Below are 13,818 nucleotides of genomic sequence, written 5' to 3'. Positions count from 1 at the left end.
AATAAACAGCATGCAGGGGCAGTGAATTTAGGAACTTAAATTGTTTAAAAGACTTGGAAAAACACTTCTGAATCAATTAAAAATTAACAAAAGACTTCTTATCTTGCAGACAACAAACCTTGAATTGAATAATTAAAAATGCTAAACGAGAAAACAGTAATAGAAAATATTGATGGGCAGTTGTTTGAGATAAATATTATCGAACCAGAAAATCCAAAACAAGCTTCCTATTCTCATTACTTACATAACCATAAAAATGGTGTTTCTCAATTCTTCAAAAAAGATGCGCTAAATTTTGTAAAAGAGGTTTTATCAAAAAACAGCGAGATTAAAATTTCAACAAAAGTTGCTGAAGAAGCTTTACAATATTTAATTTTCAACAGTAAAAATTCCGTTCCATTTCAAGCGCCAGAAAACCCGACTTTTAAATTTATCGACCTTTTTGCAGGAATTGGCGGTTTTAGATTAGCACTTCAAAATTTAGGTGGTAAATGTGTTTTCACAAGTGAATGGGACAGATATTCAAAAAAGACATATAGAGCCAACTTTGGCGAAATTCCATTTGGTGATATCACAAAATCTCAAACTAAAAGTTACATTCCTGACAACTTCGATGTGCTTTGCGCTGGATTTCCTTGTCAAGCATTTTCGATTGCAGGAAGGCGTGGTGGATTTGAGGACACAAGAGGAACGCTATTTTTTGATGTGGCAGAAATTATAAAGAAAAAACAGCCAAAAGCAATTTTTCTCGAAAATGTAAAAGGGTTACGAAATCACGACAAAGGAAAAACTCTGGCAACCATTTTAAATGTACTTCGTGAAGATTTAGGTTACTATGTTCCAGAGCCACAAATTATAAACGCTAAAGAATTTGGTGTACCACAAAATCGTGAACGGATTTTCATAGTTGGCTTCCATAAAGACACTGGAATTACCGACTTTGAATATCCAGAACCAACTAACAAAGAAGTTGTTTTAGAAGATGTATTGGAACAAAATGAGGTTTCAGTTAAATACTATCTTTCAACCACTTACATAGATACTTTAAGAAACCATAAAGCAAGACACGAGAGTAAAGGAAATGGATTTGGCTATGAAATTATTCCAAATGACGGAACTGCAAATGCGGTAGTTTGCGGTGGAATGGGCAGAGAGCGAAATTTAGTTTATGATGATAGGCTGACCAACTTCAAACCTATAACCAACATTTCTGGCGAAGTAAATAGAGAAGGCATTAGGAAAATGACACCAAGAGAATGGGCGAGATTACAAGGTTTTCCAGATAATTTTAAAATAGTAGTTTCAGACGCACAAGCATACAAACAATTCGGTAATTCAGTTGCAGTTCCCGCAATTCAAGCAACAGCGGAAAAAATTATAGAAAAACTAAACTGCAAATGATTACGGGTAATAAAGGTGAATGGAGCGAAATTTATGCGCTTTTCAAACTATTGGGCGACAAACAATTGTTTCTAGGAGATAAGGATATTGAAAAACTAGAAGGTTTAGTTTATCCAATAATCAAAATCCTTCGTTCTGAAAGCAATGGCAATTTTGAGTACACAATTCAGGATGAAATCATCTTGATTTCAGGCAATAAAGAAGTATTAAAATTTCCAATTTTAGAATTTAAAGAAAAAGCTCTTTACCTTCTAAATGCAATTAAGCAAAATACAGAAAGAACATTTTCTGTGCCTGTAATAGAAGAATTTATGCAGTCTATAAACTGTATCTCTTTAAAAGCAAGTTCTTCTGCAAAAACAGATATTACAATTGTTGTTCACGACCAAAGAACTAATCAACAACCAACTTTAGGATTTAGTATAAAATCACAACTTGGAAGTCCTTCTACTCTATTGAATGCAGGTAAAACGACAAATTTTATTTATAAAATAAATGGTTCTATACAACCGCAAGAAATTAGTAGAATAAATTCCTTAATGGTAAAAAGAGGGAAAAAAGAATCAGCGGATTTAAAAGGACGAGTAAGAGCAATTTTGCAAAACCATTGTTCTTTTGATTTTTATAAAGCCCAAAAACCTATATTCTCAAATAATCTCGTTTTAATAGACAGTTTGCTACCTAAAATTTTATCCCAAATCGTCTTTGACTTTTATTCTAGTGAGTTTTCTTATTTAACTGATTTGGTCAACTTGACAACGAAGAAGAATCCGTTAGAGTTTGACATTGAGAATGAACACAAATTTTACGAATACAAAATCAAACGTTTCCTTACAGATGTTGCGCTTGGGATGATGCCATCGCAAGTTTGGACTGGAAAATACGATGCGACTGGAGGATATCTAATTGTTAAAAAAAATGGAGATATTTTATGCTATCATATTTACAACCGAAATGAATTTGAAGACTATTTGCTAAATAATACAAAGCTTGACACTGCAAGTTCTTCTAAACACGAATTTGGAGAAATCTATGAGGAAAACGGACAATTATTTTTCAAATTGAACTTACAAATCCGATTCACGAAATAGCCAATGCTCAAAGCCATACACATTTGCAATTCCCACCACCACCGCTGCCGCGCGAATCCTTTCGCGTGGTAAGAGTTAGACATAGTAACATAGTATCAACCCCCATATTTTCCATAAATATTTCTAAGCTACCATATAAGAAAATTACCTATTTTTGATAAGTAACTATATTGGAAATAAACACACTGGTGTGTTTGTACAATTGTTGGTATACATATGAAAAGAAACTTGTTCCTTTTAATTCTGTTAATTGCTAGTTTGAGTTGTAAAGGTCAAACCAATACAGGTATAAAGTTTTCAGAAACAGAGAAAGATTCTATTTCAAATATTATAACAAAACTCTATGGAGATTGGATTTCAGTAGACAATGAAATTCTCGAACTTTGTGAAAAAGGCGCTTACAACTGTCACATGACTATAGCCAAATGTCTAATATTACGTGAAATTAAAGACAAGACTGAAGACGAAATTGAAAAATCATTTGAAAACAGAATTTGTATAGAAGAAATTATTCCGATTTCTGTAACTCCGATTAATGAACCTGAACCTGATTTCGTTCAAATAAATTCATTACTAAAAAAACATTACTTACCTGATTCTCTTGAAATATTTATTACCAAAAAGAATAACACTTACGGGTTTTTATATTCACCTGAAATGGAAGACACTTTTTTGCCTATTAAATTATTAAATGACAATTATTTAGTGTTAACAGACGGAAGGATATTCAAAAAAATAAAATAAATACGTATACCAACAGCATGCAAAAATAATTGCTTGTACAAGCCTACTTAAGAAAATCTTTGCGGATTTTTTATTCGGTTTTTATTTGTTAAATTACATGCTTAACCGCACAACTAATCTTATACAAAACCGTTGGGCATAATATGGGAAAAAACTAAACAAAAAATGAAAACTAAACAAAAATGGTACAACAGATATATATTAGGCTATTTATTGATTCTTTGTCCCCCACTTGGACTTTACGGAGTTTACAAAAGTGAAACTATCCCATTAAAATGGAAAAAGGTAACTTACGCAGCTTTTGTATTAGCCATGATTGGTCTTATAATAATGTATGCTATTTAACCCCATTATGGTAATAAATTTTATTACAAAGAATGTACAATAAAGCTATTTCAAGATACTTTTTGGATATTAATATGTTCAACGTTCCTTTTTCGTTGATTTTTGCTTTTACTTCTGGCATTTTATGGAGTATCATAATCTTTTCATCATTTGGCCTCTTGATAGGCTATATTGGCTACCAGACTTTTAAAAAAAATGAATATTACGCATATTACAACCTCGGATTTACAAAAACCGCCCTTTTAAAAAGAGTATGGCTACTTAATGCGACTATTTCAATTTCATTATTTCTAATCTATTTAATATTAAAGTAAATGGATTTTTTAAAAGTGACCAACCTTAACAAAAATTACAGAAATAAAGCTATTTTAAAGAATGTTGACCTAGATTGTAAAGTCGGAGAAATAATTGGAATATTTGGTCGTAACGGAACTGGAAAATCCACTTTATTAAAAGCAATCTTTGGAACAGTAAAAGCCGATTCAATTCTAATAGAAATAAATTCAGAAACCATTCCTCAAAAAAAGATTATTTCCTCAAAAAAAATAGGTTACTTACCACAAGACACTTTTTTGCCTAAAGAAAAGAAAGTACGAGAAATAATTCCTTTGTTTTATCCAAATGGAGACGAGCAAGACAACATATTTTATTCACCGAAAGTATCGAGTTTTGAAAAAATAAAAGTTGGACAATTATCTTTAGGACAATTACGCTATCTTGAGTTACTGATTATCGGAAATCTAAACCATCCATTTTTAATGTTGGACGAACCATTTTCAATGATTGAACCAATTTACAAAGAGGTCATTAAAGACTTACTAATAAAACTTAAAAAATCAAAAGGTATAATACTAACAGACCATTATTACAATGACGTTCTTGAAATAACAGATAAGAATTTCGTTATCAAAGAAGCTGAGAAAATTGAAATAAAAAATAAAAAGGATTTAGTAAAGTATGAATATTTAAACTCAAGTGAATAAAAAATACTTTGCCTAACACCTGCTGCCATGTGAAACCTTTACCCCGCCCCTTCGTAACAAGTACTGGCAAAGGAACCATTAAAAAGTTATTTATTAGAATAAATAACATGTTTAATCCGCTCATTAATAATATCCATACGTTCATCGCCCTGGCTATAATGTAAACTCCCGCGCATCGCTGCCTGAATGTTATTGTTATTTAGGAGTATGGTGAGCTTTTCAATCAAATAAGCCTTCACTTCCGGTCCTGAATTAAGAATTTGCTCATCAATATCAGATGTATAATTGAATAGATAAGTAATGTCTTCTAAATCATGACTAGCATACATATCTTGAAACCCCCGGTCTAAAAAAGCTTCCATTTTCGTGGCCAAAAAGTAAGGTAGGGGCAATATACGGATGGTCACATTATCTAACGTTTTAGATATGGATTTATCAAACCCTTTTGCAAACCAGGGGTTAGATGGTGCCCATCCTACGCTTTGTGTAGACATAACATCCACTTTCAAGTCATCATATCGAAACCTACAATTTACAGAATCCTCAGCATTTTGAGTAAAGCCTTTTTCAATAAGCAATTCTCGCAATTGCTCCAATTTCGCATAGGTCGCCAGTTGAAACGTAAGGTCTATATCCTTGGTAGGCCTGATGTCTTCAGCAGCAGGGTCATCAATATACAATGCAACCATAGCACCTCCAACATAAACGACTTCGTTATTTAAATTGCCCAAAGCAACAGCTACCTTTTTTGTAGCTGCTCTATTAATAAATGTGTTTTTTAACATATAAGTTTTTCTAAAAGCTCCAGGGCTAGATTTTTTTCTCGGGCTCGACCAACACGAACAGCATCCATTAAAGCTAAAAGCTCATATAGTTTAGAATCTAATAAAACGGCCTTTGGCACAGTTGGATATAAAGGGGCAATGCTTTGGCCTCGGGATGACCCTTTGGCATAGGGCCATACATAAACATCATTACTGCTAATTTCATCATCGAGAGGCGGTGCACTGTGTGCCGTTGGTGTGCCTCTTACTATAGCGCCCGGATGCTGAGGAAATACCACTGCTAAGCCATATTTGATAAAATCAAAAAACAGCTTCCTATTAACCTCTCTACCTTTATTGATAAGTAATCCTGCGTATGAGGATCTGGATATGGAATTACTAATTTCTGATTGGCTCATTTCAAGCAAAATCGCTAAATCCATTTGTGTGTAATTAGGCGTGTCCATAGCAATGATTTTTGTTAACACTACTACGTCCTGTGGTTTCATCTGATGTAAACTTGCTTTTACCATATATCTTATATCGCGATATGCAATATTATAACATAAATTTAATTATATCAAGTATTTACATAAAAATATCGCATATCGCGATATGCGATATTTTGAAATTTTAACTGCTATATCCGTAGAAGGCATTGTTTTTAGACCTGAAGATTACAAATACAGTAGTGCAACGGATTATGCAGGAGACAATGGGTTGTTAGAAGGTGTTTGTGTTTTTCAGAATTTTAAATTGTAAAACCACGCGAAAGGATTGACTGCGTCAAACCTAAAGGATTCGCGCGGGAGCTGTGACCTCTAAAACAAAAAATATAAACAGATAAAATTGCTTATTACAGTAAGCAAAAAACACATATTAATATATTACAAAACCTCTTAACTTTGTAAGGCACAATCTGCCCCAACCGACAAAACCTACCAACAAACAAAACCTTACTATGCCAAACAAAATAGATTACGACGTCATCATCATCGGTGGCAGTTATGCGGGACTCTCCGCAGCCATGGCCTTGGGGCGCTCCCTACGGCACGTCTTGATTATCGATGCAGGCCAACCCTGTAACCAACAAACCCCACACTCCCACAATTTCATTACCCACGACGGGGCCACACCTTTGGAAATAGCTACCAAAGCCAAGGCACAGGTACTACAATATGATACTGTGACCTTTTTAGAAGCGATGGCCGTGGCCGCCCATAAAAATGCCAACGGGTTTCAGGTAACGGTACAATCGGGACAGGAATTCCGCGCGAAACAATTAATCATCGCAACGGGCATTCGTGATCTTATGCCCAACATCCCTGGTTTTTCTGAGGCCTGGGGCATTTCGGTCATCCATTGCCCCTATTGCCATGGCTATGAATTTAAGGGACAGCCCACAGCTATTATGGCCAATGGCGAAAAAGCCTTTCACATAGCAGGACTGGTAAATAACCTGACCGACAATCTTACTCTATTAACCTCTGGAACGTCAGACTTAAGCCCTGAGCAGCTAGAAAAACTAAAAGTCCATAACATTCCCGTTATAGAAACGCCCATAACGCAAATCATACACGAGAACGGCCACCTTAAACAGGTACAGTTTCAAGATGGCAGCCAACAGGTCTTTAACGCCCTATACGCCGCTTTACCCTTTACACAGCATACCGACATCCCAAAGACCTTGGGCTGTGAATTTACCGAAACCGGCCATATAAAAGTAGATGCCATGCAAAAAACCACCGTAGAAGGCGTCTATGCCTGCGGCGATAACGCTACCATGATGCGCTCGGTAAGTGCCGCGGTGTATTCCGGCAACCTAGCGGGGGCCGTGGTGAATATGGTGTTGGTGCAGGCTGATTTTTGAGTTTGGGTAGAGACAAGAGACTCCTACTACTGGCGGCAAGGGCAAAATCAGCCTAGATTTTTTTGTTACGTTCTTCATCAATGGAATTGCAAAGCACATTATGGGTGCCACTAGCAAATAGATACGGACGAATAAACGTGTGTATTAACAAAACATTCAAAATTCTTAAGGGTATTCGAAATATTGTACGCCATACTACTGAAAAACCTTTAAAATAAAGTAGAATTTAAAACCCCAAGCGCATGATATAGTGTATAACCTAGCCCTCCGACTGAACCTGCTTGTAAGTTTCTCTCCATTTTTTACACGCTTAGGTTCCCCTAAATAAAATTAATTTAAAACCCATATTAAATGGATAGAGTCAATAAATTGTTAGAAGATATCATAGAACAAAACCAAAAAAAACCTGTAGACATTTCCGAATTGTGCAAAGCCATGCACTTACTGATGAACCTGTGCCAAAATGGGATGTGCCAACTCATGACTAAAGACATGCAAGACGTGTTAACCAAAACCGACAACGACCCGGTGTCTAAGCTCAATGCATATAAAGGGATTATAGCATTTTTTCAACGGGAGATTGCGAGATTAGATCCTGACCAGGCCCCGCCAGAAGATCCTGCTTATGAAAAAATACAGTGGACCAGAACCAAGCTGGATTTTAAGGAGTGGGTACTGGGCGCCTTTTGCCATAAGATGTTTGGCGATACAACCCAGATAGGCATCACCACGCATTTACTGAAGTTTATTCACGTTAAAAACATGAAGCCCGAAGATATTCATGATACTACCTCCGACATGCGTAAGCGGGAAGACAACCCGATACGGTTGACCGATAAAATAAAAGAAAGCATACAACGGTATTTTGACGACTTGGATCAATAACTCTCAATAACTTAGCTTTAATATATAACCCGGGATGCCTTTTAGGCATCCTTTTTTTATGCCAACGCCTTACCTAAAAAAAAGTTTAAACGGGGTGGTGATTCCCTGTAGATACAGTTCAATGAATAGATAGATATTCGCCACATCAAAACAAGTTTAACCATATAAAAACAAGAATAAACATGAAAACAACATACAAAACCGCAGCCTGCATCCAGTAAATAATAAAAATGGAGAATCTTAGCTTGGTGGGTTGTGGTTTTTTATCCATTAAACGTGGAAAAGCAACAATAGAGAACAGTTAATAAATTCTGAATTCTGAATTCAGGATTATGAATGCCACGATTGGGTTTTTAACCCTCCATTAAGCTAAACATTAAAGAACTAACAAAAAATGAAAAATGTTAAAAAACAAGCGAAATGTGGGTTGGCAAGTTATGAGTTCAAAGTTAAGAGTTCAGAGTTTGCTTACTCAGACGAAATTAATAAAAGAGAAGAGACACCAATCGGAAATCACAGGCCATGAGGCAGGTAAACGGCCTATTTTTAATTCCGTAGTAAAATCGGGTTCAAGGCGAAGCGGTGGCCGTGGAGCGTTGCCTAGCGTAGCGGTTGCAACGCGCATGATAGAGCCTTGAAGCGGATTTTCAAGGAATTAAAAATCAGCCTAGATTTTTTTGGTTACTTTTTTCATCAATGGAAAAAAGTAATGAAACAAATAATAATAAAAGCAACCATTAACCACTAAAACTTAAAATATGAAAAAAACATCCAACATGATAAAAGTGAAAAGTGAAAAGACTTTACAAATTCAGAGTTATGAGTAATCACATCCGAGTGAGAAAACAACTAACCAACTATACAACAAACAACTAAACATTTTAAACAAGTGAAAAACTAAAAGTGAAAAACTAAAAGAGAGAACCACGCTAAAGACGTGGCAGGAAGAATAGAGAGACGAGAGATTAACGAGTAACGAGTAACGATTTTTGATTAACGAACGAAGAGAGGCTTAACGTGAAAATCTCGTAAGAGTAAGAAACAACTAACCGACTCTACAACAAACAACTAAACAGCAAGAAACAACTAAACATTTTAAAACCTTAAATCTATAATTATGAAAACAACAGAAACCACCACCACCTTAACCACATTCACTAAACCTTTATTCCGAGCCCTAGGCTGGATCATCAGCCTGATCATGCTCGTGATTACCATTTTCCAATACCAGGACAGTCAGGCACTACATGCGCAGTTGACCGACAGCCAACAGCACATCCGCCAAAGCCAGGAAGCCTTAGCACAGGCACACACCCAAATGGACACTATGATGGTGGAACTGGAAGGCTACCGCCACCGCGATGCCGAAATAAACCACCACATCGAGGGCATGGTAAACCGCTGGCGCGGCAGGCTACTGGAAACCCGAAACACCCTGAACAGTATGGTACAGGCCTACGAGCTCATCCTCTACGGCGAGCGCATCCCCGAGGTACAAGCCTACCTCTACACCTTGTTACAAAAACTAAACATCCCCTATACCATTGCCGACCAAAGTACGGAGACCCTCATTTTGGAGCTACACAGCCCCGCCACAAACCTGTGGGCGCTTATGGACGAACTCGAAAACATGCCGCAGATAGAACACATAAGCTTACAGCATATTAACCTACAACACATCGCCTCAACATGGTAAAGCAACTCACATTATACATGCTGTGCTGCCTGAGCATACACCAGGCCACAGCCCAAACACCGGAATCTTTGATTGATAGCAGGCCCATTATAGACAGCGCGGACATCGCCCAAAGGCCCATCAAAGCCCTGATGGCGCTCACCGACTACAACCTACGGATGTTGGACAGTCTACAACCGCTGCTCATCCAAAAGGACGGGAACGTCCGCGCCCTGATGAGCTATATCAAGGACAGCCATACCCAGCTGAAGGGTCAGCTGCTCCTGGCCGACATCAAGCTCAGTGAAACCAGCCTGCAGCTGCTAACCACCAAAGAGCAGCTGGAACAGCAGCGCAAGAAAAATGTATGGCGGATGGTGGGCGTAGGCGTAGGCGGTGCGGTTGTTGGGATCATTACGGGATTGGTGGTTGGGGATTAGGTTAAGAGGTATTAGGGATAAGGGAAAAGGGATTAGTGAAGCACCCCTCCGCCTTTGAAAGACTATAGCGGTAAGTGGTGCAAACCCTCCGTCACCACGCTTAGGGCGTGGCGCCACCTCCCTTTAACTAAAGGGAGGAGCTCTCAGGCTGACACGAGAAACTAGGCAGTGCATGTCATTCTCCGCCAAAACTACCAAGCAAGCCTGATGGCTCCCCTATTGGCTGGTTTGTCCAGCTAAGAGGGGATGCTTTCGCACCGCGAAAGCTCGGGGAGTTTAACAGCAAACTAGCTAACGCAAGAGTAAGCACACAACAGTAAGCTAAACCCCTAAACCCAAATAAACCTTCCCAAAACCACTGTGGGAAGTAAAGCAGGTCAGTGGCTATGTTTAACCTAAATCTATAGTATATGCCTATCAAGTATAGAACCATAGAACGCGGCGAGCCCGGCGTTATCGGGGGTGGTACCAAGCAATGGTATGCCCTGGCGGTAAACGATAAGCGTGTCGATCTCAAGGACCTGACCGTGGAAATTGAGCGGATAAGTACTGTAAACCGTGCCGATATCCTGGCGGTATTGAGTTCGTTGGTACAGCTCATCCCGGAAAAACTCACCAACAGCACCATCGTGCAATTGGGCGAGTTGGGGTATTTTAGAACCAATATTAAAAGTTCTGCAGCACCTACCGAAGAGGAAGTTACTCAAGCCAATATTATTGGTAACCGGGTGGTATTTACCCCGGGCAGCGATATTAAAAAAGCGCTACTTACGGCCGGGTATCAAAAGGCCTCTTAAGGTCTGAACAATCTGTTTAGTTCACCAAAACGCCATAGTGAAGTTTCGCTATGGCGTTTGCTTTGTAATGGCTTGCGGTAGTCTCGAGAGAGAACACCGCAGAACGCGCCGGAGAACACAGCAAGTCGCCAGCGCGACTAAAGCACGTCTCTTAGCCCTTGTAAACACTGGTGTTTGCAGGGGCTTTTTTGCTACAAACGCCTCTAAATGATATAAAACCGTTAAGCTCAACGCAGTCAATCGCCCGCGTTGTAAGCATTAAAAAAAACCACGCTACATTGGTTTGTAGCGTGGTTTTGGAATTAGCTTAAGTGAATTAAAGGTCTGTCCAAGCTCTTACTGCCCTCACAGAATAACCAGTAGTTTTTAAGGGGGCTGCTGTAGCACCGTTTCCAAAGTCAACAGCATAAGCAACAATGTCATTAAGTTCAGTAGAGCTCCAATAAAAAGAACCCAATGTGGTTGGAAAAACTGTACCACCATTAGCCAGAGACGTGGCTTCTAGTATGGTCCTAACTGAATACATCTCTTCTACTGAAGCTCTACTTGGCAAAAACCAATCAGAATAACCATTTAATTGGTACGCGGCGCACAGCCATGCTGCATATGTTCCTGATGAATGACTTGCAACTATTGTTGATGTGTTTGCCTCACCTGTTCCTATTGCTGTTCCAGTTGCTCCGGTGACCATGGTTGACCCTTCACTCCAAGTTATTCCTGAAGGTGGATTAGAACTCGCTATGTCATTGATATCACAAACCAAACCTTTACTGTTATTACTTGCAGGGTCTATCCAAAAAATAACGCCACCGAATTTGTATTCGCCAATTTCGTTTACATCATTAAGCGAAACAAAGGCATTGGCCGAAACGGATTGTATGCCGTTACTAACAGAAATGGTCGCCAACATATCTGGAGTGGTCTCAAAATCAAAAAGTGTTTCATCTGCCACAGACAATTCCCCGGTACTTTGATTTATGGTAAATGCTCCCGTAGGGTTCTGGAACGTAATGGTATAGGATAAATTAGAACCACTTGCTTGCAAGGTGCCAATAACATCGCCATTGGAAGGGTTTTCGTCTAAGGACAAATTTGTATTTTGAGCGGATACTTCGTCAACATCATTTAAATTGATGGTAGCAACAACCGTAGCCGTTTCTACGCCATCCGTTACTGAAATCTCTGCTGTAATCACGGGATTGGTCTCAAAATCGAATAGGTTGGGGTCAATAACTGTTAATTCGCCTGTACCGGCATCAATGGCCATGGCGTCCATAGGTGTTTGCGAGGTAATTGAAAAACCCAAAGTGCTATTGCTATTGGCCTGAACGGTTCCTAACACCTGGCCATCTGTCGGATTTTCATCGATGGAGACGGTAAAGTCCTGTGCTGTTACCTCGGTCACATTGTTTAAGTTAATGGTAATAGTCGCCGTATTTTCTGAATTTTCCGCATTAACCGTTACCGTTATTACGGGATTGTTTTCAAAGTCAAATAAAGAGGCATCTACTACTGTCAGTTCTCCGGATTCGGAGTCGATAGCTGTGGCACCCGAAGGTGTTTGGGAGGTGATGCTAAAATTCAAAGCAACGTCTCCATCGGTTTGCACGGTGCCTATGCTTTGTCCATCCGTAGGGTTTTCGTCTAGGGTCACTTCTAAATTCTGTAGGTTGACCATTGTGACTTGGTCGTCGTCATTGTTACAACCAAAGGCTGCAAGCACCAACGCTAATACTACTAATTTGAATAATTTGGGTTTTCTGTTCATGGTTTTAAATTTGATTATTTATTAAAGAGTTGATGGATGAATTTTAGGCATTCAACCAATCAATAATATTGATTATTGGATTGTAAAGATGAGGCCATGTGATTTTCAAAAAAATAGCCAATGTTTTTGTGCAAAGCCACAAAGTATAATTGTGGGGAACCAACCCATTTTCGTTTTTTAACGGGAAGGGAAATGGTTAAAAAAATGCAAAAAACGGAGGCCCTTAGTGACGATTGAATCTTAGGAAAGTGGTGATAAAAGCATCTTTTTTTCGGGAGGAAACGGGTATTTTATTTCCGTTTTTTAAATGGATAATACCAGATTTATCATATTTGTCAATAAATTTCAGGTTGACCATAAAGGATTGGTGGGGTCTTGTAAAACCGACCTTTTCAAGTTTTTCTTCGTATTCTTTCAAAGGTTTGGAGGCCACATATTTTTTATGGTTCGCCAAGTAGAAGGTGGTATAGCCTTTATCGGATTCGCAGTACAATAGTTCTTGCAGGTCTATCACCTGAAAACTATCGCTCAGTGAAAGCACCAGCGTAGCATCATCTTGGTACCAAACTTTCTTGGCTGTGCTCAGTTGTTTTTTTTGTTCCAATATGGGCAAGGCCTTAACCTTTTTCAGGGCAAATTGCAATTCTTCAACATCAACAGGTTTTAACAGATAATCTACCGCACCTGCCTTCAATGCTTTTAATGCATATTCTTCGTAGGCGGTAATGAATATGGTCTTAAAATCGTGGTGTTCCGTCTTGTCCAAAAAATCAAAGCCCGTACCGTCGGTAAGGTTAATGTCCAAAAAAACAAGTTCAGGCTTGCAGGCGTTGCTTACCACAACGGCTTCCTTTACGGAGGCACATTCGCCAATGATGGTTACCTCGGTTTCAAGGGTTTCTAAAAGATTGGTCAACCCTTTTCGGATGTAGGCCTTGTCCTCAACTATAAGTGCTTTCATCTGTTTATTTTTATTGTTTTTTAATTGTCAGACCTGCCTTGCCGGCAGGCAGGTGGAACACCCTTAATAATCATTCTCGTGTGTGTGAATGCAA

The 13,818-nt window shown here is 38.7% G+C and carries 15 protein-coding genes; 11 read left to right on the top strand and 4 right to left on the bottom strand.

The genetic code is table 11. The features are described from left to right. Positions 1–138 precede the first annotated feature (138 nt). The 5 genes from AC5SR4_RS06350 (at position 139) to AC5SR4_RS06330 (ending at position 4,564) form a co-directional block, all read left to right on the top strand. A complete protein-coding gene (locus AC5SR4_RS06350; protein ID WP_495358698.1) occupies positions 139–1,401 on the top strand; it encodes a DNA cytosine methyltransferase in 1,263 nt (420 codons plus the stop codon). Beyond that, positions 1,398–2,492 (top strand): HpaII family restriction endonuclease, encoded by a 1,095-nt coding sequence (locus AC5SR4_RS06345; protein ID WP_495358697.1) that lies wholly within the window; start codon positions 1,398–1,400, stop codon positions 2,490–2,492. Before AC5SR4_RS06350 ends, AC5SR4_RS06345 begins: the two co-directional genes overlap by 4 nt. A gap of 216 nt (positions 2,493–2,708) precedes the next feature. Then, complete coding sequence (locus AC5SR4_RS06340) at positions 2,709–3,236, top strand: hypothetical protein (RefSeq protein WP_495358696.1); 528 nt, start codon at positions 2,709–2,711, stop codon at positions 3,234–3,236. Between the two features lie 165 nt (positions 3,237–3,401). Beyond that, positions 3,402–3,581, top strand: coding sequence for a hypothetical protein (locus AC5SR4_RS06335; RefSeq protein ID WP_495358695.1), 180 nt, complete (start codon positions 3,402–3,404; stop codon positions 3,579–3,581). Positions 3,582–3,895: 314 nt separating this feature from the next. Continuing rightward, positions 3,896–4,564, top strand: coding sequence for an ATP-binding cassette domain-containing protein (locus AC5SR4_RS06330; protein WP_495358694.1), 669 nt, complete (start codon positions 3,896–3,898; stop codon positions 4,562–4,564). 86 nt (positions 4,565–4,650) lie between these two features. On the opposite strand, the gene AC5SR4_RS06325 is transcribed toward AC5SR4_RS06330, so the two are convergent. Together AC5SR4_RS06325 and AC5SR4_RS06320 are read right to left on the bottom strand one after the other, a co-directional pair. Then, entirely contained in the window at positions 4,651–5,349 is a 699-nt protein-coding gene (locus AC5SR4_RS06325) for a nucleotidyl transferase AbiEii/AbiGii toxin family protein (protein WP_495358693.1), read from the bottom strand. Further along, positions 5,343–5,837: a hypothetical protein gene (locus AC5SR4_RS06320; RefSeq protein WP_495358692.1), complete on the bottom strand. Its 495-nt coding sequence runs from the start codon at positions 5,835–5,837 to the stop codon at positions 5,343–5,345. Before AC5SR4_RS06320 ends, AC5SR4_RS06325 begins: the two co-directional genes overlap by 7 nt. 106 nt (positions 5,838–5,943) lie before the next feature. Here AC5SR4_RS06320 and AC5SR4_RS06315 point away from each other — a divergent pair, with 106 nt between their 5' ends. The 6 genes from AC5SR4_RS06315 to AC5SR4_RS06290 all read left to right on the top strand — a co-directional run bounded on the left by AC5SR4_RS06315 (position 5,944) and on the right by AC5SR4_RS06290 (position 10,995). Further along, the gene (locus AC5SR4_RS06315; protein WP_495358691.1) at positions 5,944–6,090 is read left to right on the top strand and encodes a hypothetical protein; all 147 of its coding nucleotides are present in this window, start codon (positions 5,944–5,946) and stop codon (positions 6,088–6,090) included. Positions 6,091–6,289: 199 nt separating this feature from the next. Beyond that, complete coding sequence (locus tag AC5SR4_RS06310) at positions 6,290–7,198, top strand: NAD(P)/FAD-dependent oxidoreductase (protein WP_495358690.1); 909 nt, start codon at positions 6,290–6,292, stop codon at positions 7,196–7,198. A 351-nt stretch (positions 7,199–7,549) separates the two neighbouring features. Then, complete coding sequence (locus tag AC5SR4_RS06305; protein WP_495358689.1) at positions 7,550–8,083, top strand: RteC domain-containing protein; 534 nt, start codon at positions 7,550–7,552, stop codon at positions 8,081–8,083. Positions 8,084–9,200: 1,117 nt separating this feature from the next. Beyond that, a complete protein-coding gene (locus AC5SR4_RS06300) occupies positions 9,201–9,779 on the top strand; it encodes a hypothetical protein (RefSeq protein ID WP_495358688.1) in 579 nt (192 codons plus the stop codon). Further along, positions 9,773–10,198: a hypothetical protein gene (locus AC5SR4_RS06295; protein WP_495358687.1), complete on the top strand. Its 426-nt coding sequence runs from the start codon at positions 9,773–9,775 to the stop codon at positions 10,196–10,198. Before AC5SR4_RS06300 ends, AC5SR4_RS06295 begins: the two co-directional genes overlap by 7 nt. A gap of 410 nt (positions 10,199–10,608) precedes the next feature. After that, positions 10,609–10,995, top strand: a complete 387-nt coding sequence (locus AC5SR4_RS06290) for an HU family DNA-binding protein (RefSeq protein ID WP_495358686.1) — start codon at positions 10,609–10,611, stop codon at positions 10,993–10,995. A 316-nt stretch (positions 10,996–11,311) separates the two neighbouring features. On the opposite strand, the gene AC5SR4_RS06285 is transcribed toward AC5SR4_RS06290, so the two are convergent. Next, positions 11,312–12,763 carry an Lcl domain-containing protein gene (locus tag AC5SR4_RS06285; RefSeq protein WP_495358685.1) on the bottom strand — a complete coding sequence of 484 codons (1,452 nt, stop codon included), beginning with the start codon at positions 12,761–12,763 and terminating at the stop codon, positions 11,312–11,314. Between the two features lie 223 nt (positions 12,764–12,986). Continuing rightward, entirely contained in the window at positions 12,987–13,724 is a 738-nt protein-coding gene (locus tag AC5SR4_RS06280; RefSeq protein ID WP_495358684.1) for a LytR/AlgR family response regulator transcription factor, read from the bottom strand. Positions 13,725–13,818: the final 94 nt, after the last annotated feature.

Source organism: Aestuariibaculum scopimerae (assembly GCF_059428085.1).
Note: the sequence above shows the minus strand (reverse complement) of the source record. Positions and strands in the feature narration are given on the sequence as shown.